Source organism: Streptomyces sp. NPDC045026, from assembly GCF_056432625.1.
Genome location: NZ_JBWKIS010000004.1, coordinates 187,262 through 214,210 on the forward strand (window position 1 = coordinate 187,262; position 26,949 = coordinate 214,210).

Sequence of the window (26,949 nt, forward strand, 5' to 3'; positions counted from 1 at the left end):
GAAAGGAACGACATGACACGCCTCGATGTGGGGCTGATCGGCGCGGGCGGCATCGCCCGAGCCCATCTGCCCGCGTGGATCGAGCTGGGCGCACGCGTCACCATCCTCTCCACGGACGGCAACGCGGAGAAACTCGCCGAGAAATACGCCACGTCCGGTGTGACGGCCACGCACAGCCTGGCCGGTCTCCTGGACCGCTCCACCGTCGTCGACATCTGCACACCCACGTTCACCCACCGGGACATCGCCCTCGACGCGATCGCCGCCGGCAAGCACGTCATCTGCGAGAAGCCGCTCGCCCTCACCGCGTCCGAGGCCGCCGAGATGGCGGACGCGGCCGAGGCGGCGGGCGTCCTGCTCTTCCCCGCGCACGTGGTCCGCTACTTCCCCGCGTACGCGGCGATGGCGCGGTCCGTCGCCGACGGCGGAATCGGGACGCCTGCCGTACTGCGCTTCACCCGCTCGGGCGCCTATCCGGTGTGGGCGCCGTGGTTCTGCGACCCGGACCTGTCCGGCGGCATCCTGATGGACCAGATGATCCACGACATCGACTTCGCGCGCATGCTCGCGGGCGAAGTCGTACGCGTCCACGCGCGGCTCCGCGGCCGCCAGGAGCCGGGCGCGAAACGCGGCGACGTCGCGGTCGGCACGGCGGTGCTGACCCACGCGTCGGGCGCGATCAGCCACGTCCTCGGCGTGTGGGGCCTGCCCGACCTCCAGTTCCGTACGACGTTCCGCGTCGCGGGACCGGACGGGATCCTGGAGCACGACTCGACGGCCCTGCCCGGGTTCCGCGTCCTCGCCCAGGGCGCACGGCCGGACGGCGAGGGCATTCCCGGCAGCCCGATGACGGAGAGCCCGTACCTCACCGAGCTGCGCGAGTTCGCCAGGGCGGTGGAAGGCGGGCCCGCTCCCCGCGTGACGGCCCGCGACGGCGTCGAGGCGGTGCGGATCGCGGCAGCGGCGGCCGCCTCGGCCCGCAGCGGCGAACCCGTCGAACTCAAGATCTCCGAGGAGGCGGCCCGATGAAGGTCGGAGTGCTGTCGTTCGCGCACGTCCACGCGGGCGGGTTCGCCCGCCTGCTCGACGGGATGCAAGGCGTCGAGGTCCTTGCGGCCGACCCGGACACGGATCTGGCGGCTCCGGGCGAGGTCCGCGGCCGGGAGTTCGCCGACCGGCTCGGGGTGGCCTACGTGGACTCGTACGAGGAGCTGTTCGCCTGGGGTCCCGACAAGGTCGTCGTCTGTTCGGAGAACGTCCGCCACCGGCCCCTCGTGGAGCTGGCGGCGGCGCACGGCGTGGACGTGCTGTGCGAGAAGCCCCTCGCGACGACGGAGGAGGACGGCGCGGCGATGGTCGCGGCGTGCCGCGCCGCAGGCGTGCGGCTCGCGGTGGCGCACCCCGTCCGCTTCAGCCCGGCCTACACGGCGGTCCGCGACGCCGTGCGATCGGGCACGACGGGAGGCGTCCTCGCGGTGTCCGGTGCCAACAACGGCTATCTGCCGGCCGCGCGACGCCGCTGGTTCGCCGACCCTCAACTGGCAGGCGGAGGAGCCCTGATGGACCACACCGTGCACATCGCGGACCTTCTGGACGACCTCTTCGAGGAGTCCCCCGCGACCACGGTGTACGCACAGGTCAACAACGTGCTCCACGAGGGGCGGGTGGACGCGGACACCGCGGGGCTCGTCACGGTCGAGTACGCGAACGGGGCGGTCGCGACGATCGACTGCAGCTGGAGCCAGCCCCAACACCACCCCGCCTGGGGCGGGTTGCAGATGCAGGTGATCGGCGAGCGGGCGACCCTGGAGATGGACGCCTTCGACCAGAAGGTCCACGGCTTCAGCGAGACGTCCCGCGCGCCCTTCGAACTGCCCTACGGCGTCAACCTGGATGCCCTGATGCTCCACTCGTTCCTGTACGGGAGCGACGGCGGGACGAGCATGACGGACGGCGAATCAGGGCTGCGTTCCCTGCGGATCGTCACCGCGGCGTACCGGTCGGCGCGCGAGGGGAGGGCGGTGCCGGTGCGGTGACGTCCGGCGGCATCTGCCATCGTGGCCGCATGAGCGAACTGGTGGACCGCGTGGACGAACAGGACCGCGTACTGGGCACGGTGGACCGGGGCTCCGCCGTCCGCGAGGGATGGCTGCACCGGGTGGCGACGGTCGTGTGCCGCGACCCCACGGGGCGGATCCTCGTGCACCGCCGGGCGCCGCACGTCTCGCGGTTCCCCGGGCGGTACAACTGGCTGATCGGCGGGGGTGTCGACGCGGGCGAGTCGTACGAGGCCGCGGCGGCCCGCGAGCTCGCGGAGGAGCTCGGGGTCACGGCCCCGGTCCGCTTCGTCTTCAAGTACCTGTGCCGCGGGGAGATCGGCCCGTACTGGCTCGGGGTCCACGAGGTCACCGTCGACGGGCCGGTCGCGCCGCTCCCCTCCGAGATCGTCTGGCACGACTGGCTCACCGAGGCCGGTCTGACGAACGCGATGCGCCAGTACCCGTTCGTGTCGGACTCCCTGGAGGCGCACGCGCGGTACGCCGCGCTGGGCGGCGGCGACGGTGCGGGGACGGCGCGCTGACGAGTGGACGCGCGCGGCCGGGGAGTTGACCTCGGACGCGCGTGTGCCGCGTTGACGCAGGTGAGCGCCATCCCCCGCGCACATGCGCGCGACGCGTGCGGCAGGATGTCCCGGCGCGTCGGTGCAGGCGCGGCAGCACCCCTTACGGACAAGCAGGTAGCAAGGTGACGACTCATCACATATGGCCGCTCCCGGCGGCGTACGACGGCCTCGGCCACGGCGCGGGAGGCCGCCGGTGAACCGCGCGATGACGCCCGACGATCTGATCGTGGCCGGGATCGCGGTCGCCGCGGGACTCGCGGCGGCGCTGCTCCTGCGCATGATGCTGCGCTGGCTGGGCGTGCGGGCCGACCGCACGCGCTGGGGCGGCGACGACGTCATCGTGGACGCGCTGCGCTCCCTCGTGCCGTGGGCCGCGGTCGCCGCGGGCCTGGCCGTGGCCGCCTCGGCGCTGCCGCTCACCACCCGGACCCGGCACAACGTCACCGTGACGCTGACGGCCCTGCTGATCCTCGTCGCCACGTTCACCGCGGGCCGGGTGATCTCCGGGCTCGTACGGTCGGTGGCGCAGTCGCGGTCCGCGGTCGCCGGCTCGGCCACCATCTTCGTGAACATCACGCGGGTCGTGGTGCTCGCCGTGGGCTTCCTGGTGGTCCTGCAGACCCTGGGCATCTCCATCGCCCCGCTCCTGACCGCCCTCGGCGTCGGCGGTCTCGCGGTGGCGCTCGCGCTCCAGGACACTCTCGCGAACCTCTTCGCGGGCGTGCACATCCTGGCGTCCAAGACCGTGCAGCCGGGCGACTACATCCGGCTCAGCAGCGCCGAGGAGGGTTACGTCGTCGACATCAACTGGCGTAACACGGTGGTGCGTCAGCTCTCCAACAACCTGGTCATCATCCCGAACGCGAAGCTCGCCTCCACCAACATGACGAACTACAGCCGCCCGGAGCAGGAGATGACCCTGCTCGTCCAGGTCGGCGTCGGCTACGACAGCGACCTGGAGCACGTCGAGCGGGTCACGGCCGAGGTCGTCGAGAGCGTCATGGTCGACATCACCGGCGCCGTCCCCGACCATGAACCGGCCATCCGCTTCCACACGTTCGGCGATTCCAGAATCAGTTTCACGGTCATCCTGGGCGTCGGCGAGTTCAGCGACCAGTACCGGATCAAGCACGAGTTCATCAAGCGCCTGCACGCCCGGTACCGGGCCGAGGGCATCCGCATACCGGCACCCACGCGGACGGTGGCCCTCCAGCAGGGGGTGGTGGCCATCCCGCACCAGCGCGAGGCCGCACCGCCGATTCTGTAACGACGGCACGGCGGCACGGTCAGGGGGGAGTCGGTCCGTCCGGACAGCGGACCGGCTCCCCCACACGTGCTTTCGGTCTTGCCGGGTCAGTCGCGAGCCACCGTCCCCTTGACCTTCAGGTTCCGGATCCGGCCGTTGTTGTCGAACGAGCCGAAGCCCACGCGGCCCGAGGAGAACACCGGGTCCGTGCCCGTGATCAGTGGCGTGCGGCTGCCGTCCATGTAGACGGCCGTCTCGCCGGTGTCCGCGCAGTGCGTGAGGCGGACCTTGTGCCAGGCGGCGTCCTTGATGGCCGGGGGCGCGCCGTAGGAGCCGTTCCACTGGTCGTCGATGCGCAGCCGGTCCGCGTTGTCGACCGTGAACAGGCCGTTGTGCGGGTAGATGCTGTTGTCGCTGGACAGGTGCGCGTACTGGAACTGGGTGTCCGAGTTGTAGTCCCAGACGACGATGACGTCCCGGTTGGTGATGTCGACCGGGGTGTCGATGCGTACCTCGGCCTCGATCGTGACGTTCGAGTAGCGCGGGCCCGCGGTGAGGACGGCGTACTCGAAGGGGCGGCGCGGGCCGGGGCGGGAGACGCCCGGCTCGGTCAGGACCGTCTCGCGGTGGGTGAACTCCCACTTGGCGGGGGTGACCGGGGCCCAGTTGTCCGCGCCGGTGGTGTGCGTCGTGGGGGTGTGGCCCACCTTGCAGTCGGCGAAGGTGCGGGTGCCGGTGACCTTCCAGACCTTGCCGTTCGCCTTGGAGACGATGTACAGGTCACCGGCGAGGTCGGTGCCGAAGCGCAGGTCGACGCGCTGGTCCCCGGCAAGGTCGCGCATGGTGACCTTCTTGCCGGTGGCCTGGTCGAACAGCATCAGCGACTTGAGGGGCGCGAGACCGGCTCCGCGGCGCATGTCGCGGGTGTCGGCGGCCAGGATCCGCCCGTCGACGAGGTCCCCGAAGATGTACGTGCCGCGCAGCTCGGGCGCGTCCTTGCCGCGGTAGACGAAGCCTCCGGCGATCGCCCGGCCCACGTCCGAGCGGCAGTCCCAGTCCGCTCCGGGGTCGTGGTCGTACGCGGCGACGGGGTAGGTGTAGCCGTACTTGGCGTCGTCGGCGGGCAGGGGCGCGATGCGGGCGCACGGGTCGGTGGTCTTCTTGTCGAAGAGGAACGGGCCCTCGCGTTCGCTCCAGCCGAAGTTGTCGCCGGCCTTGACCTCGTAGACCGACTCGATGGCGTGCTCGCCGATGTGTCCGAGGTACATGCGGTGGCTGCCGCCCGTGTCCCAGCTGAAGCGGTGCGGGTCGCGCATGCCGACGGCGTAGATCTCGCCGAGGGCGCCGGGTGTGGACACGAACGGGTTGGCGGCCGGGATGCCGTACTTGCCGTTGGCGCTGTTGCGGCCCGCCGGGTCGATGCGCAGGAGCTTGCCGTGCGGGAGCGCCATGTTCTGCGGTTCGCTGTTGCCGACGCCCTGGCCGCCGTCGCCGACGGCGAGGTAGAGCAGCCCGTAGTCCTTGTCGTGGGGCTTCGCGGTCGGGTTGAAGTCGATCTGCTGGATGCCGTGCACCTGGCCGGTGAAGCCGATGCGCAGGACCTCGCGGTGGGTGCCGTGGAAGACGGCGGCCTTCGGGTCGTCGGCGGTCCACTCGGTGATGACGCCGTGATAGGTGGTGGTGCCTGCCTGCTTGAAGTCGGGGGCCTGGGTGACCTGCGAGGCGAGTTCGGTGTGGATGGTGTAGAAGCGGCCGTTCTTCGCGAACTGCGGGTGGAACGCGGCGTATCCGAAGCCCTGGCCGAGGCCGCGGCCCGAGAAGAAGTTCGGGAAGGCGGCCTTGACGTCGAGGTACGGGTGCGGGGTGCCGCCGGTGTCCGCGCCGGCGGTGTTGGGGTCGGTCAGGTAGAGCGTCCCGTTGAGGTCCGGGGTCGCCATCCGGCCCGAGCCGTCGGGGAGTTCGTTGATGGTGTTGATCCTGGCGTGGCGCATCAGGCGCGGGTCCGTGGGGGCCGGGACCGGCTCCGACTCGGGGAACTGGGCGTACTCCGTGAGGACCAGGCCCGTAGTCGACTGGGCGGGCTTCTCCGGGATCGGGTCGGTGAGACCCGCTGCCGCGGCGGCGGGAGCGGGCTCGTCGGCGTGCGAGGGTGCGGCGAGTCCGCCGAGGGCCAGGGTTGCGGTGACGGCGAAGGCCGCCCAGAGTCTTGGGTTCTTGCGTCGTGCTGCCATGCGGGTCCCTTCGGATGGCGAGTACGGCTGGGAAGAGGTCAAGAACTGGGGTACGCGGTGTCAGCGGCCCCGCGTCATGCGCCGGTACTCGGCGCGGACCTGACCCGCCGTCACCTCGCGGTCCAGGAAGAGGAGATCGTCCATGCGGCAGTCGCAGGCGTTGTTCTCGCGCGTGTTCTGCGGGAAACTGCCGCCGATCTTGATGCCGCGCGGGTCGGTCGGCGAGGTGCGGTGCGGTGCCGGTGTGGTGGTGAGCTCCCAGGGGTCACCCGGTGTGACGTAGAAGCCGTCGAGGGGCTTTCCGTCGCGATACAGGGCCATCGTGCCGTCACGGAAGTCGAAGGTGGCGGCCAGATGGACCCACTCTCCGCGGGGCAGGACCTTCTGCCAGTCGGCGGAGGCGGCGAAGGTCTGGGAGGCACCGCTGTCGAGGCGGCGGCCGAGCGCGACGAGCTTCAACTCGCCGTTGACCTGGATGAGTTCGAGCAGCGCGCGTACGGCGTGCCCGTCACTGGTGCCGGAGAGCACCCCGGCGAGTCCGATCGCTCCGTAGCGGTCGGTGGGGTCGGTGGTGTTGGAGTTGAGCGTGGGGTTGTCGCCCGTCATCTTGAACCAGCCCATGACGGTGGCGGACTCCGCGTTGTTGAACGCGCCGAGGGAACCGACTCCGCCCTCGTCCCAAGTACCCGCTTTCCAGTCGTCGTTGCCGGCCGTGGCCGGGTTCTGCTGACGGACCTGGAGAGCGGGCGAGCTGCCCCGGTACGCCTCGTCGTCGACGCGCATCGCGGAGCCGCCGTTGATGAGCGTGAGCGGGGTGCCGGAGCGTCCGATGTCCCGCTCCCTCGCGGGATCGGCGGGATCGGGGTGACCGAAGTCGTAGGCGGCCACCGCATGGGAGCGCAACGGGCCATGTGAGACAGGGCCGTTGGGCTGCGCGGAAACCGCGGAGGCGGGGCCGCTCGCCTGCGCGGGAAGCGCGGCGGCTGCGAGGACGGCGGCCGAGGCGAGGGCCACGGCGGCGAGGGCGGTGCGTCGGGTACGGAGCGTGCGGCGGTCGGACCGGGTGGGCCTCGCGCGCGGTTCGATCCCGGCATGGACGGCGGTCCGGGCGAGGGCGGTACGTCTGGTGCGGGGCGGTCTCATACGGCCTCCGAGCGGCAACGAAGGGGCTGCCGACCAGGGGGTTCCCCGACCGGCAGAAAGCGCTTTCGTCACGTGCGGGCACCATGTAACTCCCTCACCGCAACCCTGACAATGGGCGTGTCCGCGCCATTTTCCGAAGGTGCACCACCGGGCAGCCGAGGCAGACCGTGCCACGGGGCAGGCGTACGAGGCGGGCCCGGAGGTCGTGGCACCGCTCGCAGACGTGGTGGCCGAGCCGGCGCCGACGGCCCGGAAGCTGGGTGTGTTCGGGGGAGCCGGTGGCGGTCGGGGCGGAGGCGTCGGCGTCGCGCGGCTGCTCGCGGCGGGGCGGGTTCGCGGCAACACGGCGGGCCCTGTACCGGTCCTGAGCGGCCGAGTGCTGAACCGGTCGGCGGGGTCGGCCGGTTGTCAGTGCCCCCTTTTATATTGACGCCATGGAGATCACCAAGCAGACACTTGTCGAGGCCTGGCAGCAGGTGGCCGCGCGGCACGCCCTGCTGGACGAGGTCGGGCTGCCGCCCGTGGCGCTCTCGGAAGACGAGCTGGAGGAGTGGGCCGAGCTCGCCGAGGAGGCGCAGGACGACGGCCTGTGCCTGCTGCTGGACGAGGACGGCACGGTGCGCGGCCATCACGGTCCCTACCGGGAGGTCTTCGCCACCCGCGACCTCGAACAGGTGCTGTACCTGATCGCCGAGGCCGCGATGCGTCGGCGCGGCGGCAGTCTTGAGGAGGTGGCCGACGCGCTGGACCGGATCGATGCGGCGTGGGGCAGACGGTTCCGCAGTGGCGGCCTGGACGACGCGGGGACGGTTGAGGCGTGCGGGCGTGACCCGCTGGAGGGGCTCGCCTGGATAGCCAGGTCCTGGCGTGAGCAGGACCCGTACACGACGCTTGCCTTCTTCCGCACGGAGCCCGGGGGAAGCATCGACGCCGAGCGGCTGGCCCTGCTGTACGGGGCCGATCCCGCGCAGGTCGCGGCCGGTACGCGCTTGAAGGACCTACAGGCCGTGGACGGCGGCCGGGCCCACTGGGACCGCCAGTGGGAGAGCTGCTGTTTCGGGCAGGCGGGCGAGTGGACTTTCCTGCTGTACCACGACACGCCACCGGGGTCCTTCGCCGACAAGGAGGCGTACGCGGCGCTCGGGATCAAGGAGAGCGTGTGGCTGACCGCCACCTCCGCGAAGGCCATCTACACCCTGGACTACATGCGGGACGGACGCCGTGTCGACGACGACTGGGGCATCCTGGAGTTGATCTGGTACGAGCGCGGCCGCGCCCCCTACCTGCGGGGCGGCGAGCTGGACTTCCTCAACCGGGCGGTGCGCCGTGCCGAGTTGGACCACCCCGAGTTGACCAATACGTTCGAGCTGTACTTCCACGCCTTGGAGCAGTCCCTCGGTCTGTGTCTGCCGCGCCGGGACTTCGCGGAGGCGGAGGTACGGGCCGCGTACTGGGCCGGGGAACAGCAGTGACTACGGCGGAGAGGGCGCAGGAGCACTCACGGGGCAACTGGCTTATGCAGAGCGGGAGTTCATCGGGCCCTGTCTGCCCATAGGCAGGTACGGCCCGTAACCCGAGCGGCTGCGGAACGCCCACCCGCACTACTCGGAAGCGCATCCCTCCATGGACGCTCCGAAGATGCGGCCCCTGAGCCCGCCCACCGTGATCCGGACCGGCCCGCCCGCGGGGTCGGCCTTTTCCGTCCAGTGGCCCGCCAGATGCAGGGGTCGGTGGGGAACAGCGCCGCGCGGTACGTACTGGCGGTGCAGGCGGCGGCCGTCCTGGGTGACGACGAGTACGGGCCGCACCAGCGCCTCCGACGTGCGCAGGACGAAGCGGTCCACCGGCGCCTGCGGAGCCACCCGGTTCGGCGCCACCCAGCGCAGGGGCGCCGCGACCTCGATCGCGGGTCCGCCGGACGCCGGGCCGGCGCCCTCGAGGAACCGGCGTACGGCGTCGGCCGCGAGAGCGCCCTCCCGGGCCGCCCACAGCGCCGGCTCCACCGCGTGCAGCACGTTCCCCACGGCGAAGACACCCGTGACGCCGGTGCGGAACGCGCCGTCGACGGCGGGCCCCCGCGTCCCGGGATCGAGTGCCACTCCCCCGCGCCGCGCCAGCTCGTGGTCCGGCACGAAGTCCCCGGTGAACACCACGGTGTCGCAGTCGACCGTCGTCAGCCGCCCGTCGAGGTGCCGCAGCCGCACGCCTGAGAGCCGTCCCCTGCCCAGGAGTTCGGCCACGGTCGCGCCGGTGAGGACGGGGACGCCGTGACCGATGCGGGCGGCCGCGGCCCGCGCCCGGCCCAGTTGGTGGCGCGGCTCCTCGGTGGTGAGTGCGGCGACGGTGACGTCGGCGCGGCGCAGGGCGGACAGGGCCGCGTAAGCGACCGGTTCGGCGCCGACGACGACCGCGCGGGTGCCGACCGCCTGTCCATGGAGGTGGACGGCCTGCTGGAGCTCGCCGGTGGTGAGCACTCCGGCGGGGCGGGTGCCGGGGACGAGGCGTGCGCTGCGCGGACGTTCGCGCGCGCCGGTGGCGAGGACGACGGCGCGTGCGGTGATGCGTTCGAGCCCGTGCGGGCCGGTGGTGTCCAGGGTGAGGGGCCCGGCCCATCCGGTGGCGGTGACCCCGGTCCGCACGCGTGCGCCGGAGCCGAGCGCGGCCTCGACGGTCCTGGCCGCGTACTGCGGCCCGGTCACGCCCCACCGCCCGAACCCGCGGTGGTGGCAGTGCCGCGGCACGCCGCCCGCCACCGCCTCACGCTCCAGGACCTCCACGACGCCCGCGCCGTGCTCGGCAAGACCGCGGGCGACGGCCAGCCCGGCGGGCCCCGCACCGACGACGACCACGTCGACGCTCCGCCGCCGCCGCGTCATGCCGGCCCCCATTCGCCCCGCCCCTCATGGAGTTCACGCAGCGCGGCCCCGCAGTAGAACCCCTGGCACCGGCCGCCCCGCGCCCGGGTCCTGCGGCGCAGTCCCTCCAGGGAAGCGGGCGGGACCGTGCTGATCAGGGCGTCCCTGATCTCGCCGCGGGTCACGCGCTCGCAGTGGCAGACGATGGTGCCGTACGCGGGGTCGGTCGCGATGAGGTCGGCGCGCTGGTAGGGGCGGGGGAAGGCCTCGCCCAGGTTGGGCATGTGGACGGGCGTCAGGTCGACCGGCTCCTTGAGGCCGAGGCCGGGTTCCGCATCGGCGATCAGGCACGTGACGTGCGCCGCGATCGCCATCGACGCGGTGAGTCCGGTCGAGCGGATGCCGCCCGCGGTGACATAGCGCCGGTCCTCGTGGCAGCGGATCCGGTAGTCGTCGTGTTCGGTGGCGGCCCGCAGGCCCGCGTAGACGGCGGTGACCTCCTCGTCGACCAGGGCCGGAAGGATGCGGCGCCCCTTCGTGAGCAGCCCGTCGAGTCCGTCCGCCGTCGTGCCGGTGGCCGCCTTGTCGTCGAGGTCCTCGGCGGTCGGGCCGAGCAGTACGTTGCCGTAGACGGTCGGTGCCACGAGGACGCCCTTGCCGAGCGCGGTCGGCACCGGAAGGAGGATGTGCCCGACCAGGTCGCGGGCGAGTTCGTCGAAGACGATGAGCTGGCCGCGGCGCGGGGTGACGGTGAAGTCGCCGCGCCCGAGGACGAGCCGGTCGAGTACGTCGGCGTGGAGCCCCGCCGCGTTGACGAGGAACCGCGCCCGCAGCGCGCCGCGCGATGTGGACAGAACATGGCCAACCTCGTCCGAACCGACCGAGACCACGCGCGAGTTGAGGTGCAGGTCGACGCCGGAGCGCACCGCTTGGGTGGCGTACGCCAGTGTGGTCGTCCAGGGGCAGATGATGCTCTCGCCCGGGACGTCGAGGGCGCCGAGCGCACCGGGGCCGAGGTGCGGCTCGCGAGCCCGGGTCTCGTCGGCGCCGATGATCCGCGCGGCGCCGTATCCGTTGCGCCTCGCCTTCTCCAACAGGCCTGGCAGCGCTGCGTGTTGATCCTCGTCCCAGGCAACGAGCAGGGCGCCGACCGGCTCGACGGGGATTCCCGACTCGGCCGCGTAGGCGGCGAGGAGTCGCTGCCCCTCCCTGACGAGGCGGGACTCCAGCGAGCCGGGCACGGCGTCGAAACCGGTGTGCAGGATCGCCGTGTTGGCCTTGGACGTGCCGTCGCCGACATCGCCGGACGCCTCCACGAGAGCGATGCGCAGGCGTGGGTGGCGCGCCAGTTCGCGGGCGATGGCGGTACCGACGACGCCGGCGCCGACGACCGCGACGTCGTAGGGCCTGGACGGCAGCGGCCCCTTGGACGACAGCGCCCCTTTGGTCGTGCCGGTCACGAGGACGCCGTCGGTGTGCGGTCGAGGAGCGTGGCCACCGCCGAGCGGAACCCGTCGAGGCGTTCGGCGGCCTGCGCCGGGTCGATGCGCGGCTCGTACACGGCGGCGGGCCGCCTGCGCGGGACCGCGTCCCGCACGGTGAGGGCGGGATCGAGCCCCAGCCGGGCGACGACACCCACGCCGAGCGCGGTCGCGTCGGGCAACTCGGCGACCTCTACGGGTAGTTGGAGGAGGTCCGCCTGGGTCTGCATCAGCAGGGCCGACCGGGTCAGACCGCCGTCGACGCGCAGGGTGCGCAGCGGCTCGCCCAGGTCGGCGGCGACGGCGTCCGCGAGCGAGACGACCTGCGCGGCGATCCCCTCGCACAGGGCGCGGACGACGTGACCCGAGGTCGTGTCCAGGCCGAGGCCCGTCAGGGAGCCGCGCAGATCGCCGCGCCACCACGGCGCCGCGAGACCGGCGAGGGCCGGCACGAAGGTGACACCGCCCGTATCGGGCACGGCCGATCCCACCGGGTCGATGTCCTCGGCCCCCGCGATGACCCCGAGGTCGGTGAGCCAGCGGACGGCGGAGGCGGCCGTGTAGACCTGCCCGTCGAGGCAGTAGCTGCTCCGCCCGGCAAGGCGCCAGGCGACACAACTGGCCAGTCCCGAGTCACCGCGGTGTGCGCGACCACCGGTCGGGGCGAGCAGGAACGCCCCTGTTCCATAAGTGCACTTGGCGGTTCCTCGCCCGGTCACGTCCTGCGCGAGCAGCGCGGCCTGCTGGTCCACGAGGAGCCCGGTCAGGGGGAGTTCGGGGCCGAAGGCGTTCGTCGTGCCGACGGGTCCCGCGGCATCGACGACGTCCGGCAGCCGCTCGCCGCCGAGGCCGAAGATGTCCAGGGCGCGGGGCGACCATGCGACGGTGTCCAGGTCGAGGAGCTGCGTGCGTCCCGCCGTGGCGGCGTCGGTGACGAACGCGCCGGTGAGCCGGTGGACGAGCCAGGCGTCGCTGGTGGTGACGACGCCGTCGCGGGTGAGGTGGCGCCGGATCCAGGCCATCTTGGGAGCGGCGAAATAGGGGTCGAGCGGCAGCCCGGTCAGTTGCTTCAACTCACCGGCGTGCGGGGCGAGTTCCTCGCACAGCGGTGCGGCCCGCCGGTCCTGCCAGACGATCGCGTCCGTCAGCGGCCTGCCGGACGCGGGGTCCCAGGCGAGGACCGTCTCGCCCTGGTTGGCGAGTCCGACGGCGCGGACGGGCTCGCCCGCCGCGGCCAGCGCGCGGCGCCCCGCGTCGAGCACCGAGCCCAGGAGCGCGTCCGGTTCGACCTCGACGAGGCCGCCAGGAAGGTAGCGCGGACGTACGGCCGCGGCGCCGGAACCGATCACGCCGCGGCGCGGGCAGACGACGAGGGCCTTCGTCCCCGATGTGCCCTGATCGATGGCGAGGACGACCCCTTCGCGCGGCCCGCTGTCATTCCTGATCACCGCGGGAAGCCTGCTACAGCCCCCGCGAGAGAGTCAAGGGTGCCCCTGCACCCCTTCCCTCTGGACTGATGATCCGTCAATCTCCGTATGTCATCCGCGAATTCACGCCTCTCGCCCCACAAGAGGAGCTCATGTCCACACCGGAAATACGCACTACTTCGTCGAGCCCCGCGGCGTCCGGAGCGGCCGGGCAGCCACCGGACGAGGAGGCCAGACTCAGGGAGCTGGGCTACCAGCCGGTCCTGGCCCGCCGCATGGGCGGCTTCGGCAACTTCGCCATCAGCTTCTCCGTGATCTCCATCCTGTCCGGCTGCATGACGCTATACGGATTCGGCCTCGGCACCGGCGGTCCGGCCGTGATGATGTGGGGCTGGGGGGGCGTCGGCCTCTTCGTCCTCCTCGTCGCCCTGGCGCTCGCCGAGGTCACCAGCGCGTATCCGACGTCCGGTGCCCTCTACTACATGGCCGACCGGCTCGGTGGCCGCCGCTGGGGCTGGTACACGGGCTGGCTCAACCTCCTGGGCCTGCTCGGCGCGATCGCCGGAATCGACTACGGCGCGGCCCTGTTCACCGGCGCGCTCCTCAACCTCCGGTTCGGCTTCGACCCGACACCGGGATCGACCTTCCTGATCTTCCTCGCCATCCTCTTCGTGCACGCCGCCCTCAACCTCTTCGACGTCCGCCTGGTCAGCCTGCTCAACTCGATCAGCGTGTGGTGGCACCTGGCGGGCGTGGCCGTGATCGTCGGCGTCCTCGCGATCGTCCCCGACCACCACCGGTCGCCGTCCTTCGTGTTCACCGAGTTCGTCAACGACACCGGCTGGCACAACCCGCTGTACGTCGCCGCGATCGGCCTGCTCCTCGCGCAGTACACGTTCTCCGGTTACGACGCGTCCGCGCACCTCTCGGAAGAGACGTCGAACGCCTCCGTCTCCGCGGCGCGGGGCATCGTGCGGGCCGTGTGGGTCTCGTGGATCGCCGGGTTCGTGCTGCTCGCGGGCCTGACGTTCGCGATCCAGGACTACGCGGGCGCGCAGGACAGTGCCACCGGGGTGCCGCCCGCGCAGATCATGATCGACGCCGTCGGGACGTCGGGGGCGACGGCACTGCTCCTGATCGTGATCGTGGCCCAGCTGTTCTGCGGCAATGCCGAGGTGGCGGCCACCAGTCGCATGGTGTTCGCGTTCAGCCGCGACAACGCGCTGCCGGGCTCGGCCCTGTGGCGCAAGGTGAGCGCCCGCACCCGGACCCCCGTGCCCGCCGTGTGGCTGTCCGTGGGCCTCGCCGCGGTGATCGCGCTGCCGTCCCTGTACTCCGCGACGGCGTACGGTGCGGTGACCGCCATCAACGTCATCGGGATCACGCCCGCGTACGCGATCCCGATCCTCCTGCGGTTGCGCGCGGGCGACCGCTTCACCCCGGGCCCTTGGAACCTGGGGCGCTGGAGCAGACCGGTCGGCTGGACCGCGGTGACGTGGGTGGCGTTCGTGACGATCCTGTTCTGCCTGCCGCAGGCGTCACCGGTGACGATCGGCTCGATGAACTACTCGTCGGCAGCCCTGGCCGTGGTGCTGATCCTGGCGACGGTGTGGTGGTACGCGGCGCGCAACAGGTACGGGACGCCGCAAATGAAGGAAGACGCCCCGGAATAGCGGGAGTTCGAGGAGTCTCAGGAACGACCGAGGGGCCGTGTCGGATTGCTCTGACACGGCCCCTGATCTGCGACGTCGAACTCGCCGACCGCATGGAGCAGGTGGGCCTGGTTCCAGATCAGGGACCGGTCGAGGAGCTCGTGCGGCGCGACCTCGATGCCGAGGGCCATGGGCGCTGATGCTCATTCATGCTCGCATCCTTGCAAGACAGATCAACATTGAGCATTATGAGGATGCGTCACAGACACCGCGTTGCGAGATCGCAGGCCTGACCGTCACGCCAACAGCCTTACCAAGTACGACTGTTGGAGCGTGCCGGTCGACCCCACGACAGATCTTGGGAGTGCGCAGAGCTATGGATGATCTTCGAATCGGCGCCATCGGGCTCGGCCTTCGGCGCAGTCTCGCCGAGACCGCACACCGTCCACCCGGCGAAGGGTCACGGATCACCGCGGTGGCCGATCTGGACGAGGCCACCGCGCGGAGGGCGGCCGAGTCCTTCGACAACGCCACGGCCGGTACCGACTACCGCCAATTGCTGAAGCGGGACGACGTGGACGCGATCTTTGTCGCGACGCCGGATCACACGCACGCCGAGATCGCCATCGATGCCCTGCGCGCGGGCAAGGCCGTCTATCTCGAGAAGCCGATGGCCATTTCGCTGGCAGAGTGCGACGCCATCCTCCAGACCGCCCATGACACCGGTTCACGCCTGTACGTGGGACACAACATGCGCCATATGCAGTTCGTCCGCTTGATGAAGGAGGTCGTCGAGCGGGGTGACATCGGGCGGCCACGCAGCGTGTGGGTGCGGCACTTCGTCGGCCACGGCGGGGACTTCTTCTTCAAGGACTGGCACGCCGACCGCTCCAAGGTCGGAAGCCTGCTGATCCAGAAGGCCGCCCACGACCTCGACGCCTTGCACTGGATAGTCGGTGGCTACGCCGAAACAGTGCAGGCACTGGGCGACCTGACCGTCTACGGCGACCTTCCACGGCGTCCCGCCGGACAGCCGAAGACCGACGACTGGCTGTCCCGGGACAATTGGCCTCCGAGGTCACAGCGCGACCTCAACCCGACCATCGACGTCGAGGACCTGTCCTTGGTCAACATGCGCCTGGACAACGGCGTGCTGGCCGCCTATCAACAGTGCCACTACACCCCCGACTACTGGCGCAGCTTCACCGTCATCGGCGACGAAGGGCGGATGGAGAACTTCGGCGACGAGGCCGGCGGAGCGATCAGGGTGTGGAACAAGGGCCGCCGCAACTACGACGAGCGGGGCGATGCGGAGTACCGGATCCCGGACAGCGCCGGAGGGCACGACGGCGCCGACGTGAAGGCGGTCGAGGAGTTCGTCGACTTTGTCCGCGAGGGGGCTCGCACCAGCACCTCCCCGGTTGCGGCCCGGATGGCGGTCGCGGCCGGCGAACTGGCGGCACGGTCCCTACGGGGCGGTGGAGTTCCGCTCGCGGTGCCGGCGCTGGACCCGGTACTGCGCGATTACTTCGACAACGGCCAGTCGCGGGCGAACAGCCCAGTGGCCCATTGAGAACAAGGGGATCTCGACATGACAGCTGCGGACCGCTTCGACTTGACGGGGAAGGTCGCCCTGATCACCGGTGCCGCCGGGGGTATCGGGCGCGTGACGGCCACGCGGCTGGCCCGTGAGGGCGCCTCGGTGGTGGTGACAGACATCGATGAACGGGGATGCAAGGATCTCGCCGGCGAACTGACCGCACAAGGACACCGCGCCCTCGGTGTCGCCATGGACGTCACCGACAACGCAGGCGTCGCCACGGCGGTCGCTACCGCAGCGAGCACATTCGGGCCGGTCGATCTTCTGGTGAACAACGCGATCGTGGCGTGCCCGATCCCGCCGAAACTGCACGAGGCTCCGACCAGCCTCTGGGACACGGACCTCGACGTGATCGTCAAGGGCGCGGTGCGCTGCTGCCAGTCGGTCCTTCCCTCGATGATGGCACGGCGCACCGGGGTGATCGTCAATCTCGTCTCGGTCAATGCCTTCGCCTTCTACGGACATCCGTCCTACAGCGCGGCCAAGGCCGCGCTGGTGTCGTTCACCCGTAGCTTGGCCGTCGAGTACGGCCCCTACGGGATCCGCGCCAATGCGGTCAACCCCGGCACGATCCGCACAGCAGCATGGGCCGAGCAGGAGGCAAAGGATTCGACGGTCTTCGACGCGCTCGCTCAGTGGTACCCCCTCGGAAGGGTCGGCGAGCCGGACGACGTCGCGGCCGCTGTCTGCTTCCTCGCCTCCGGCAGCGCCGCCTGGATCACGGGCTCGGTGCTGACGGTCGACGGCGGACTCACCGCGGGGAACCCCGTGATGGCCCGTTCCGTCGAGGGCAGCTGACCGCGGGCCGACCGGCTTCCTCTCCTATACAAGGACTCATCAGACATGCGCGTCATCCATCTTGTGCAGTGCGGGCCGACCACCGGAGGAACGGTCAGCCATGTCGCCACCCAAGTCGCCCACCAAGTGCGCCGAGGGCTGGCGGTGAAGGTCGTCGCCGGGAGCGACGGTGTCCTGACCGAACGGTGCCGGGAGGCCGGCGCCGATGTCTTCGTCGACCGGACGCTCCTGCCGAACGGGGCCGACCCCGCCGAGCCGAACGACTCCCGTGAGCTGCACGCGCGGGGCGCACAATGGGGTCCCGACATCGTCCACGCCCACTTGATGCACGCCGGTTTTCGGGGTCTCGAGCTGTCGATGGCCCTGAGGGTGCCGCTGGTGTACACGCAGCACATGTACAACCCCGTCGATGCGTTCCTGCGCGCGGCTTCGGCCGCGAACGCACAGTTCCCGGTCATCACTGTCGCCAAGTTCGCCGACGCGGCCATCGGTAAGTTCTTCGGCGATGCAGGCCGAGTGCGCCATGTACCCAACGGCGTGGACGTTCCCGCACCGTCAGGCTTCCGTCTGAACGGCTCATCGGGTCCCAACATCCTGTACTGCGGGCGGCTTTCGCCGGAGAAGGGCGCCGATGCCGCCGTCCTCGCATTCGAGCTGATCCTCCGCTCCCTACCGCATGCGCAGCTGCACCTCGTCGGCACCGGACCGGACGAATCGCTGGTGCGCAGAACGGTCTCAGCACTCGGCCTGTCCGGCAACGTGCACTTCTACGGCAGCGTCTCGGGCGCGCTGACCGCGGAGCTCGGGGCCGACATGCTGCTGGTGCCGTCGCGGGCCGATGCTGCCAATCTGGTCGTGCTCGAAGCGATGGCGTCGAACATCCCCATCGTGGCGACGGAGGTCGGCGGCATCCCGGAGATGGTTCGGAAGGACATCGACGGACTGCTGGTCACCCCGGAGGACCGCGAGGGCCTGGCCGAGGCCGCCTTGGCAGTTCTCTCTCACCCGGACCGCGCCCGGCGGCTTACGGCCAGCGCGCACGAACGGTACCGGGAGCTGTACACCGCCGACCTGATGGTGCAGCGCACCTGCACCGTATACGAGGACGTGGTCCGTGAGGCGCGTGGGTGACGGCAGACTGGCCCGGTCCGATCACGCTGCGGCGCCTGACTACGGCGTGTCCGCGCGGGCCGGCAAGGCGCTGTTGGCCTGGCAGTCCGCTGCGCTGGTCGTCCTGCTCACTTCGACCTGGCTGATCGTGCAGGCGTCGCTCCGCGGGGCCAGTACCGCCACGGTATCGGCAGGCCGCACCGGATTCACCGTCCTGGGCCTGCTCGCCCTCACCTGGTGGTCGGCGTCCCGAACCGCACCGGCCGGCGAGGCGCTCCCCGTTGCCGCGCCTTCGCCCCCCTGTCGCTGGTGGCAGGTGGCCATCCTCGCGCTGACCGGTGTGACGGCCTATACGCTGTTGTCGACCGTCGCCATCAGCCTCGCCGGGCCCGCCCTGCCCGCACTGGGCATGTCGCTCACGCCGGCTGTGGTGCTGCTCGCCGAAGGCGTCATGGCTCGCAAGTGGCCCCCGGTGCGCACCATCGTTGGAACAGTCGTTGCGGTCGCCGGAGCTGTGCTGTACGCGGTGCCGCGACTTGCCGGGAATCTCGGACACCAAGTCGCCCTGGGCTCGCTGGTCGCTGTGGCCGCTCTGCTTTCCATGGCGTTCTACGGGATCTACTTCGAGCGGGTCAACCGCGGGTATCGCGGCGCGATGGCGCCGAGGATCCTGCCGATCTTCGCGGTCGGCACGGTTCCCCTCGCCATCTGGGCCCTGATCGCCGGGGGCGAGGTCGGCTGGGCGACGCTGGGGATGCTGGCCCTGCTCGGGATCGTGGTCTATGTACCCGCCTACCTTCTGCAACACCGCATTCTGCTGGTGGGTGGCCCGTCCTACTCGGCGCTCCTGGGGCTCGCCGTGTCTCCACTGGTCGGTGTCAGCTCCGCGATGCTCCACCTGGCCGGCGCCCCGGCACCCCTGCAGATCGCCGCCATGGCCGTCACTGTCGCCGGAATGGCTGTTGTCATCCGCGGCAAGCTCGCGAGCGGCCGGGTGAGTCACGGCGCCGACCGGCAGTGACCACGATGGACAGGGCCTTCTGACCTTGCTCCGCGCTTCTTGGACAGTTACTTAAAAGATGAGTGAAAGGTGCCTGTAAGCAGCCAAGCGTAACCTCGACCGAGTGGACGCAAAAATTTCGGTCATCATCCCTTGCTTCAACTATTCTCGTTATCTCATGCGTTCCATCAACAGCATCCGCGATCAACGCTCTACGGATTGGGAGTTGATCGTCGTTGACGACGGAAGTACGGATTCTTCACGACGTCTCGCTCAGGATTTTGCCGACGATCATCCGGAGCTGGCAGTAACCCTCCTCTTCAAGCGCAACGGAGGGCTGGGGCGCGCACGCAACGCAGGGATATCAGTGGCTCGCGGAGAGTACATCGTTTGCCTTGATGCGGACGACTACTTCTCCGACACCGCCCTCGAGCACATGGCGACCAAACTCGACGATGACGATTCCGTGGATGTCGTCCGTCCAACCCTGCGGGCATTCGGCATTGCCGACTACACCTGGAGTCATTCACCATATAATTTCCAGGATCTGAAATCACGGAACGTGGCGCCGTACTCGTCGATGTTCAGGAGGCGCGCCTGGGTCCAGGTCGGCGGCTACAACGAAATGATGCCCTCGTATGAGGATTGGGACTTCTGGATCGCACTAGGAAAGCTCGGAGGCAAGATGTCGTCGGCTGCTGAGGCACTTCACTACTACCGCACGAGCCGCGACGGCATGCTCGCTCAACACATTCATCGCGACCTGGAACTGCGCGCAACGATCGTAAACAATCACCCGGAGGTGTATGACAGATATTGCCGAGAACTGGCATCTCTCGTCATGGCCGGCGAACACATTGATGATCGGCTCACGGAAACGAGAGGGGGAATCTTTGGAGAGTCATTGAGGGCATACTCTCTGAAGCGTCACCAAGACCTGAGCTGAGCTGGTTCACCGAACGAAATGTCCAGGCCATCCGATGCCGCCCGCCCCTGGAGGAGGGCCGTATGCAAGTTCTGCAATTCTATTGACGGCACCGATCCCAACTCCGCCCTCATGGACCGGTACACCTCCCTGTAGTGACTGATGGCCTCGCTTCGCCTCCCGCATTGCGACAATGCGGTCATATACAGGTATGAGACCGACTCCACAAAGGGATTTTTCACGACAAGTCCTGACACTCTATCGAGCACTTCCAGGCCTCGCCCCATCCTGAGACTTACCCCGATCAGGTCAAGCTCTGCGCCGAAACGCGCTTCATTGAGGCTGACGCTTTCAGCCAGAACCGGGTCCGTCGGCGAAATGTTGGCCAGGGCCGGCCCGGACCAGAAGCCCAGCGCCTCCTCGAAACCATGGAGAGCTGACCCCATCCGTCCCAGCCGTTGATCTGCGCGAGCTCGACGAAGCGAAGACTCAAACCTGAGTGCATCAACATCTGATCGATCGACAGTCAGAGAGTATCCGCCTGGCGTCGTATCGATCATCAATTCACCTCCACCACCCATGGAGCGGTTCAGTAGATTGCGCAGTCGACTCACACAGGTATAAAGAGCCCCGTCCGCACTCACCGGGGATTCACCTTCACGCCAGATCCACGAACATATCTCTTTGCGTTCGACCGAATTGCCACCGTTGAGCGCCAGGACGGCGACAAGGCTGCGCATCTGAGGGGACTTCAGTGAAAGCGCGCCACAACGCGTCTCGATACACAAAGGTCCAAGTAGCCGAATCTGCACGATAGCCCCCGTTTTTCGTCAATACGTAGCTTTCGAGAGTCCGAGTCACCCGACACACACGGCATTACCGCATCTCCCAGCCGGCCCCAGAGGTGCCTATCCCGGGGCGCCGTTCCGGCCTCGCCCAAGTGGTTCGCCATCAGCCATTCGGAGATAGTAAGCGGTTACGATCCGGCGGGCAACGAGATCTCGCCTAGGTGGCTGGAAGCACTTGCTTCATTTAATGAACAACCAGCCTGAAGAGGCTACACAGGATTTAGATCTGGTCCGCACCACCCTACCGTGGCCAATAATCGACGCCCGGACCGTGCTCGAGGCCGACATCACAAGCCGCCTTTGCCTGTTTACTCCCCAAGTTGCACGGTACGGCCGTCCGGCTCTCTGCTGACAGGCCAATCCGAATGTTCAAGCCATATCGGCTCACCGTCGCGCGTGACTCAAACGTCCGGGGCACGGTCCGGGGCACCGTGTGCCTTGACTTCTTCCACGGCCTCCACGATTTGCATGTATCCCGTGCAACGGCAGACGTTGCCCGCCAGTGCCTCGCGCGTCGACTCGGCTCGGCGAGGGTCAGCCACGTAGGCAGCCGCTGCGCACAACATGCCGGGGGAGCAGAAGCCGCACTGCGCCGCGCCCGATTGCGCAAACGCCTCAACGAGTCGCGCCCCAACTGCCTGCCTGGAGACCTCCGCCGCGGTTGCCACACTCGCGCCGCTCAAGGTCACCGCGAGCGTCGTGCACGCAAGTACCGGCACACCGTCCACCAGCACCGTGCATGCGCCGCAGTGCCCTTGTTCACATCCTGCCTTCACGGTGGTGATGCCCAGGTCTTCGCGCAGCCAGTCAAGTAGTCGGCGTGCATCGGTAGGTATGAGGACTGAGCTGCCGTCAACGTTTGCCTTCATCGGTTCCTCGGCCACCTTCACTCCCAGATACTCAGCACCGCGGCCCGCACCTGTCTCTCGATCAGTGCGACCCGGAACCGTCGGGCGCCCTCGTCACCAATGGAACGGAACTCGATGTCTTGAGGTCCGACCAGTCGCTCGGGAAGGCTCTTCGCGTTGGGATCCGCTGCCAGCTGGTGCTCCAGCTCCGGCAGCCTCTGTGGGAGGAAGCCTCGGCCGCCGACAGCGGCACGCCACAGCTTCCGCTCCCCGTTGAAGCCGGACACGGACACGGACACCGTCACCAACGGCACGCCGCCTCCTGCGCTTTGAGTGACCTTTCGAAAGGAGGAGGCTTCAGGTGTGCCCGGCCACCGGAAGGCGAGGATCACGTAGCCATCCTGGTTCGGCCCCTGAAGCAGCCGCGCCAGCTCCCTCCAGGTCCGGCTGCCGTCCCGCTGGAGGACCTCGGCCTCCGCTCCGAGTGAGAGAAGAGCGACGGCGAGGCACCCCGGCGACACCCCAGCCACGTTTCCGCCAACAGTCGCCGTTGATCTGAGGGCCGGCCCCGCTATGGATCGCGCCGCCCGGCGTAGGGCGAGGGGGAGCCGCGCGTGGCCTGCCGCTCGTGCCAGTGTGACTCCGGCGCCACACAACCCCGTGTCCACGACGGTCAGTTCGGGGACGTCGTTCAGGAGCACGACCCGTGCCGGCCTCACACTCGGATCGGCCCACCGAGGTACTTCCAGCGTGCCGCCGCCCAAAACCGTGACGCCAGGGTTGGTTGCCACAAGCGCCGCGAGCTCCTCCACCGTGGTGGGCCTCCGTACTTGCGGAGCTGCAGGGGCGTCAGAAGTCTTCATGGTGCCTCCGATGGGGCGCGAGAGCCTCCCACACGTCACCGGGCCGCATGGGCGCGGTCCGACACCGAACGCCTATGGCATTGCTGACAGCGTTCGAGACCGCGGCCATGACAGGTACCAGGGGAAGCTCACCCAGGCCGCTCGGTTGTCCACTCCTCGCATCCACGAACTCCACACGCACTGTGGGAACATCGCCCGCCCGGGGAACCCCGTGCTCATGGATGCCGGACGGTCCGCACCCCTGCGTGCCTGGTTTCCAGGCCTCCACACACGCGAGGCCGATCCCCTGCGCAATGCCGCCGATGACTTGACCGCGCGCAGATGCGATGTCGACGACCCGGCCGCAGTCGACCGTCATGAACGCGTCCTGCACTGTGACGAGCCCTGATTCAGGTTCCACGCTCACCGAGACCCGCATCGCGCAGTAGCTGGCGCCAGGATGTGTGACGACACCCGTGGCCGAGACCGTGATTTCGGCCAGGTCGAGTGAGGGAACGCCGATCAGCTTCTGTCCCGTCGACACATCGACTACGTCCGGCCAGGCGAGGGCCAGGGACCGGGGCTGCATCCCCAGCCTGCCACCGGCCGCATCGAGCACGCTCTTCACGAAGGTTTCGGCCGCGTCGCGAGTCGCGGCTCCCCCCACGAAGAGACTCCGTTGTCCCGTGCTGCCCAGGTCAACGACCTGGTCGGTATCGCCCTCGACAACTTCGATGTCATCCTGGTGCACGCCGATGATCTCGGCCGCGATGCGGGCCAGCGCGTAACTGGAACCCGTGCCACTGTCACAGGTTCCGGTGAAGAGCTTCAGTCGTCCGTTCTCTCCCATTGCGATGTCACAGCGGCTCGCGTCGGGCGGAGCCAGGGACGTCACGCTGTGCTTGGCTGCGATCGCATAGCCCGTACCGGTAAGGGACTTCGAGCCAGGCGCTGTGTCAGGATCACGGGCCCGCGCCACAGATGTGAGGCACGCTGCCATGGCTGGTTGGACATTACGCAGACGCAGTTCCACGGAGTCGAGGCCGAGTTGGTCCGCAGCGACGTCCATCACCTGCTCTACGGCGAAGTTGGCCTCTGCCACCCCGTAGCCCCGGTAGGCGCCGGCCGGAACGGTGTGCGTGGCGACGGCACGCCCCTCGTAGTGATGGCGGGCCTTTGGGTACACGGCGAGGAGGTGTCCACAGATGCCGCTCAGTACATGGGGCGTGTGCGACGCGTACGCACCTGAGTTCAACACCGCCTTGACGCTACTGGCGACAAGCAGCCCAGCAGCGTCGAACCCAAGGCGCACAGCGATCCGTCCGCCGCCCCTGATACGGCCGGCATTCAGCTCTTCCCGCCGGGTGTACGTGAGGCGGACCGTTCGGCCGAGTCTCCGTGCCAACCACGTCACCAGTGCCTCTTCGTACATCTCTTGCTTGGCGCCGAACCCTCCGCCCTCGTCCACCTTCCTGACCCGCAGGAGGTCGGCTGGCACATCGAGAACCTCGCTGACCAAGCGGTGGATCTCGGTCGGGTTCTGGGTGTTGGTCCACAACGTCACGCGACCGTCGTCGGACGGAACTGCCGCACATGAGTGGGTGTCGAGGTTCGAATGGGCCGCACCGTCGAAGGCGTAGGTACCGGAAACCTGGACCTCGCAACGCTCCAATCGTTCGAGAACGCTCTGCTCGCCATACCGCACCTGCCCCATGAACGTTCGCTGAGCCAAGGCCTCGTCCAGTGTCAGCACGGCGGGCAGTACGGTCCAGTCCACCCGCGCCGTGCATGCGGCATCCCGCGCTCCCTGACGGCTCGTCGCCACCACAACGGCGACTCCGTCGCCCACGTGGCGCGGACCATCGGTCAGGAGCATTTTGTCCCGTGCCCTGGACAGCCTGGAGTCGTCCGGCAGCGCCGCAGGATTGAACACTGTCCGAGGTACGTCACCCGCCCGGAAAACAGCGACTACGCCCGCGCGGCCGAGGAGATCCTCTGTGTCCAGGTGGAGCACCCGAGCGCGCGGATGAGGGCTTCGCACAACGGCTGCCCACAACTGCCCGTCGAATGCCATGTCGTCCAGGAAGCAGTGCCGGCCTGCGAACTTGGCCCGTATCCCGCGCGGGTCAGGCATGAGGCAACGGAAAGAGGTGGATCTCACTCTCGTCGAGCTCCGTGTCACGCCAGCCGAGCTCCACGGCCGCGCGTTGGAGGCACCCGCGGCCGAGGAAGGGGAAGGCTGCGGCGTAGTTGGGCACGAGTCCGGGGACCAGCACGCGGGCGACGGCCATACCGGTTGCGGCAACGTCCGGCGTGGTCAGGTCGATGGAGTAGACCCGGTAACCGCGGGCCTCCACGAGGGACTGATAGGTACGCAGTGACCGATCCGGGAGACTGGGAAGTTCCGCGAAATCGCGCGACTCCTCGGTCTCCAGAATGGGACGGACCTGGTCCGCAGCACGGGGGTCGAGATAGACCTGCAACTGGCACATCAGGTCTCCCATGTCATGGAAGTCTCCGCGATATGCGTCGAGATAGCGCCTGTCCTCGCGCCAGGGCTTGGTCCATGTCGTAAGAACCTCGCCGCGTGCGGCGGACTGGCGGTAGCCACCTCGGGGGTCGTCGAGGTCGCGAGCACCGTCCTGCAACGTGAACGCCTCCGCCCATGCCTTGAGTGCCGCCTCACGGGGTGTCGCCCTCGCAGCGAACCCGACGGTCAGGATCCGGTCGACGATGTCCTCCACCACGCCGGCCATCACCGGCACGCCGAACTCGTTGTCGATGGGGATGAGCCAGCGCCTCTGGCGCTCACCACCAGCCTCCCTCCCCGCATAGTCGATCAGGCCCTTGGGCGCCGCCACCGCGGGCAACGGTTGCGCATGCGCCCACCACACCATCGTGGCGTGCCGTTCGATGATCTCCTCGATGCCGGACGCGCGGGCGAAGTCGAGGCTGGGTCCAGCCGCGATGCCCGGGTAGAACGTGTTGTTGGTGTAAGGCGAGCCGGCAAACTCGGAGGAGTTCCAGTTCGGGTAGACGAGACTCGCCGGCAACCACGCTCTCTTGCCGTCCGACAGACACTCGCCCTCAACCCAGTACGTCCGAAGAGAACGGGTGAAAGGGGCGAACGGGAAACCGGGAGCGCGATGCTGCCGCTCGGAGAACAGGACCAACTCCTGTGGATCGAGGGCCTCTTCCCTGCCGGCGGTGATCTCGGACCAAGTGGCCTCTCGCAGGAGGTCCTTGCGGATGATGTTGCCCGCATAGCGTTCCACGGCTTCTCCCACAGCTGCGGCTGTTGCCTGCTCCTCAGATCCGAAGGTGCTGCCGGCTGCCACCGGATCGGTCTTCCACGGCGTGACGCGCGAGAGCTTGGAGACGTGAGCGTGCACGGTGACCAGATCACCCGGTATCGAGGGATGGTGAGAAATGCGCCTCACCTCGGTGATTACGCCCGTCCTGCTGTCGATCAGATCCGACGGCGTCAGGGCAGGCGACGCTTGAGGCAGCACCGAACCAAGCGCGGCTGGATCTTCGGTTTCCTTCGGGATCGGCAGGACGAGGTGGTTGCGGGTCTCAAGGGTGGACGGATCCAGCTCGACCTGGTGGCTCTGAATGGGGGTGGCCTCGCCATTCACGCAATGGGCGAGTTCCACCAAAGCACGGGACACCATCCACGCCAGCTCCTCGGGCGCGGGCTCGACCCATCGCCCCAGAGCGACGACAGGGCCGGATTCCGCTGGAAATTGCGGCGCGTTCGCAGTCAGGCGCCCGAGCAGGTCAGTCACCCGCAACCGTTCGCCGCCCAGCAGAGGCCCTATCCAGCCCATGCCCTCCTGGAGGACGAAGGGCAACCACGTCTTCCCCATCTGTTCCAGCCGGACGCCGAGATCTCGGAACAGAGGAGCGTCCGTCCCTGCAGCCACAACCAGCACCGGACCTTCGCACAGACTGTGCTCTGAGTGGTCCGAAAGGAAACGTCCGGCTTCTACATACGTCAGCCCGAGCCTTCCCGCGTCCAGAACGGATTCGCACAGCTCACGCTCTCCGGTCACGAAGATCTTCTCGGCCGCGTGCAGCCGGTGCCCGCCCATACGCGCCAGACTGCCCCCCTGCTCCAGCAGGTTCCGCAGCTGATCGAGAAGAGCGGCATCGCCTTCCGGCTCGGCCAACGTCCGCACTGGCTGCTCCAGGGAGCGGATGAGCTCTATCGTCCTGTCCCGGCCGAGCGGCACGCGGAAGCTGCGCCGGGACGCTGTGGTGACGACGCTGGACTCGGCGTCAACCGCCACTACCCTCACGTAGGTCAGATACTCCACG

The 26,949-nt window shown here is 69.0% G+C and carries 22 protein-coding genes; 11 read left to right on the forward strand and 11 right to left on the reverse strand.

Features of this window, described 5'->3' with window-relative positions; all coding sequences use genetic code 11:
- Positions 1 to 12 precede the first annotated feature (12 nt).
- The 4 genes from AC07EJ_RS11440 (at position 13) to AC07EJ_RS11455 (ending at position 3,890) form a co-directional block, all read left to right on the forward strand.
- Positions 13 to 1,029: a Gfo/Idh/MocA family protein gene (locus tag AC07EJ_RS11440; protein WP_389476405.1), complete on the forward strand. Its 1,017-nt coding sequence runs from the start codon at positions 13 to 15 to the stop codon at positions 1,027 to 1,029.
- Positions 1,026 to 2,036 carry a Gfo/Idh/MocA family protein gene (locus AC07EJ_RS11445; protein ID WP_478884110.1) on the forward strand — a complete coding sequence of 337 codons (1,011 nt, stop codon included), beginning with the start codon at positions 1,026 to 1,028 and terminating at the stop codon, positions 2,034 to 2,036. Before AC07EJ_RS11440 ends, AC07EJ_RS11445 begins: the two co-directional genes overlap by 4 nt.
- Positions 2,037 to 2,065: 29 nt before the next feature.
- Positions 2,066 to 2,581, forward strand: a complete 516-nt coding sequence (locus AC07EJ_RS11450) for an NUDIX domain-containing protein (protein WP_389476407.1) — start codon at positions 2,066 to 2,068, stop codon at positions 2,579 to 2,581.
- Positions 2,582 to 2,816: 235 nt separating this feature from the next.
- Positions 2,817 to 3,890, forward strand: coding sequence for a mechanosensitive ion channel family protein (locus AC07EJ_RS11455; protein ID WP_478884111.1), 1,074 nt, complete (start codon positions 2,817 to 2,819; stop codon positions 3,888 to 3,890).
- Between the two features lie 86 nt (positions 3,891 to 3,976).
- Here the strand turns inward: AC07EJ_RS11455 and AC07EJ_RS11460 are convergent, their stop codons facing one another.
- Together AC07EJ_RS11460 and AC07EJ_RS11465 are read right to left on the reverse strand one after the other, a co-directional pair.
- Positions 3,977 to 6,100: a PQQ-dependent sugar dehydrogenase gene (locus tag AC07EJ_RS11460; RefSeq protein WP_389476411.1), complete on the reverse strand. Its 2,124-nt coding sequence runs from the start codon at positions 6,098 to 6,100 to the stop codon at positions 3,977 to 3,979.
- A 60-nt stretch (positions 6,101 to 6,160) separates the two neighbouring features.
- Positions 6,161 to 7,243 carry a LamG-like jellyroll fold domain-containing protein gene (locus tag AC07EJ_RS11465; RefSeq protein ID WP_478884112.1) on the reverse strand — a complete coding sequence of 361 codons (1,083 nt, stop codon included), beginning with the start codon at positions 7,241 to 7,243 and terminating at the stop codon, positions 6,161 to 6,163.
- A 434-nt stretch (positions 7,244 to 7,677) separates the two neighbouring features.
- Between AC07EJ_RS11465 and AC07EJ_RS11470 the strand changes: the two genes are divergently transcribed.
- Entirely contained in the window at positions 7,678 to 8,715 is a 1,038-nt protein-coding gene (locus AC07EJ_RS11470; RefSeq protein WP_478884113.1) for a hypothetical protein, read from the forward strand.
- Between the two features lie 129 nt (positions 8,716 to 8,844).
- Here AC07EJ_RS11470 and AC07EJ_RS11475 read toward each other — a convergent pair whose 3' ends face one another.
- Genes AC07EJ_RS11475 through AC07EJ_RS11485 form a run of 3 tightly spaced genes read right to left on the reverse strand, consistent with a single transcriptional unit; the run spans position 8,845 to position 13,027 of the window.
- Positions 8,845 to 10,119: an NAD(P)/FAD-dependent oxidoreductase gene (locus tag AC07EJ_RS11475; protein ID WP_393581582.1), complete on the reverse strand. Its 1,275-nt coding sequence runs from the start codon at positions 10,117 to 10,119 to the stop codon at positions 8,845 to 8,847.
- Positions 10,116 to 11,558, reverse strand: coding sequence for an FAD-dependent oxidoreductase (locus AC07EJ_RS11480; RefSeq protein ID WP_389476419.1), 1,443 nt, complete (start codon positions 11,556 to 11,558; stop codon positions 10,116 to 10,118). Before AC07EJ_RS11480 ends, AC07EJ_RS11475 begins: the two co-directional genes overlap by 4 nt.
- Positions 11,555 to 13,027 (reverse strand): FGGY family carbohydrate kinase, encoded by a 1,473-nt coding sequence (locus AC07EJ_RS11485; protein ID WP_389476421.1) that lies wholly within the window; start codon positions 13,025 to 13,027, stop codon positions 11,555 to 11,557. The genes AC07EJ_RS11480 and AC07EJ_RS11485 overlap by 4 nt, the downstream gene beginning before the upstream one ends.
- A 131-nt stretch (positions 13,028 to 13,158) precedes the next feature.
- On the opposite strand from AC07EJ_RS11485, the gene AC07EJ_RS11490 reads away from it, so the two are divergent.
- On the forward strand, positions 13,159 to 14,679 hold the full coding sequence (locus tag AC07EJ_RS11490) for an amino acid permease (RefSeq protein WP_478884114.1): 1,521 nt from the start codon (positions 13,159 to 13,161) through the stop codon (positions 14,677 to 14,679).
- A 17-nt stretch (positions 14,680 to 14,696) separates the two neighbouring features.
- Here AC07EJ_RS11490 and AC07EJ_RS11495 read toward each other — a convergent pair whose 3' ends face one another.
- Complete coding sequence (locus AC07EJ_RS11495) at positions 14,697 to 14,849, reverse strand: hypothetical protein (protein WP_389476425.1); 153 nt, start codon at positions 14,847 to 14,849, stop codon at positions 14,697 to 14,699.
- Positions 14,850 to 15,034: 185 nt separating this feature from the next.
- On the opposite strand from AC07EJ_RS11495, the gene AC07EJ_RS11500 reads away from it, so the two are divergent.
- The 5 genes from AC07EJ_RS11500 to AC07EJ_RS11520 all read left to right on the forward strand — a co-directional run bounded on the left by AC07EJ_RS11500 (position 15,035) and on the right by AC07EJ_RS11520 (position 20,112).
- Entirely contained in the window at positions 15,035 to 16,231 is a 1,197-nt protein-coding gene (locus tag AC07EJ_RS11500; protein WP_389476427.1) for a Gfo/Idh/MocA family protein, read from the forward strand.
- Positions 16,232 to 16,249: 18 nt separating this feature from the next.
- On the forward strand, positions 16,250 to 17,056 hold the full coding sequence (locus tag AC07EJ_RS11505) for an SDR family NAD(P)-dependent oxidoreductase (RefSeq protein ID WP_389476429.1): 807 nt from the start codon (positions 16,250 to 16,252) through the stop codon (positions 17,054 to 17,056).
- 45 nt (positions 17,057 to 17,101) lie between these two features.
- On the forward strand, positions 17,102 to 18,187 hold the full coding sequence (locus AC07EJ_RS11510; protein WP_389476431.1) for a glycosyltransferase family 4 protein: 1,086 nt from the start codon (positions 17,102 to 17,104) through the stop codon (positions 18,185 to 18,187).
- Positions 18,180 to 19,187 (forward strand): DMT family transporter, encoded by a 1,008-nt coding sequence (locus AC07EJ_RS11515; RefSeq protein ID WP_478884115.1) that lies wholly within the window; start codon positions 18,180 to 18,182, stop codon positions 19,185 to 19,187. The genes AC07EJ_RS11510 and AC07EJ_RS11515 overlap by 8 nt, the downstream gene beginning before the upstream one ends.
- Before the next feature lie 103 nt (positions 19,188 to 19,290).
- On the forward strand, positions 19,291 to 20,112 hold the full coding sequence (locus tag AC07EJ_RS11520; RefSeq protein WP_478884116.1) for a glycosyltransferase family 2 protein: 822 nt from the start codon (positions 19,291 to 19,293) through the stop codon (positions 20,110 to 20,112).
- Here the strand turns inward: AC07EJ_RS11520 and AC07EJ_RS11525 are convergent.
- The 5 genes from AC07EJ_RS11525 to AC07EJ_RS11545 all read right to left on the reverse strand — a co-directional run bounded on the left by AC07EJ_RS11525 (position 20,094) and on the right by AC07EJ_RS11545 (position 26,948).
- Complete coding sequence (locus AC07EJ_RS11525; protein WP_389476437.1) at positions 20,094 to 20,831, reverse strand: AfsR/SARP family transcriptional regulator; 738 nt, start codon at positions 20,829 to 20,831, stop codon at positions 20,094 to 20,096. The two genes, AC07EJ_RS11520 and AC07EJ_RS11525, sit on opposite strands and share 19 nt — an antisense overlap.
- Positions 20,832 to 21,340: 509 nt before the next feature.
- Positions 21,341 to 21,823: a (2Fe-2S)-binding protein gene (locus AC07EJ_RS11530; protein WP_389476439.1), complete on the reverse strand. Its 483-nt coding sequence runs from the start codon at positions 21,821 to 21,823 to the stop codon at positions 21,341 to 21,343.
- A gap of 2 nt (positions 21,824 to 21,825) precedes the next feature.
- The gene (locus tag AC07EJ_RS11535) at positions 21,826 to 22,650 is read right to left on the reverse strand and encodes an FAD binding domain-containing protein (protein WP_393581591.1); all 825 of its coding nucleotides are present in this window, start codon (positions 22,648 to 22,650) and stop codon (positions 21,826 to 21,828) included.
- Positions 22,637 to 24,763, reverse strand: coding sequence for a xanthine dehydrogenase family protein molybdopterin-binding subunit (locus AC07EJ_RS11540; RefSeq protein ID WP_389476443.1), 2,127 nt, complete (start codon positions 24,761 to 24,763; stop codon positions 22,637 to 22,639). Before AC07EJ_RS11540 ends, AC07EJ_RS11535 begins: the two co-directional genes overlap by 14 nt.
- Complete coding sequence (locus AC07EJ_RS11545) at positions 24,756 to 26,948, reverse strand: YcaO-like family protein (RefSeq protein ID WP_389476445.1); 2,193 nt, start codon at positions 26,946 to 26,948, stop codon at positions 24,756 to 24,758. The genes AC07EJ_RS11540 and AC07EJ_RS11545 overlap by 8 nt, the downstream gene beginning before the upstream one ends.
- Between the last annotated feature and the right edge of the window lies 1 nt (position 26,949).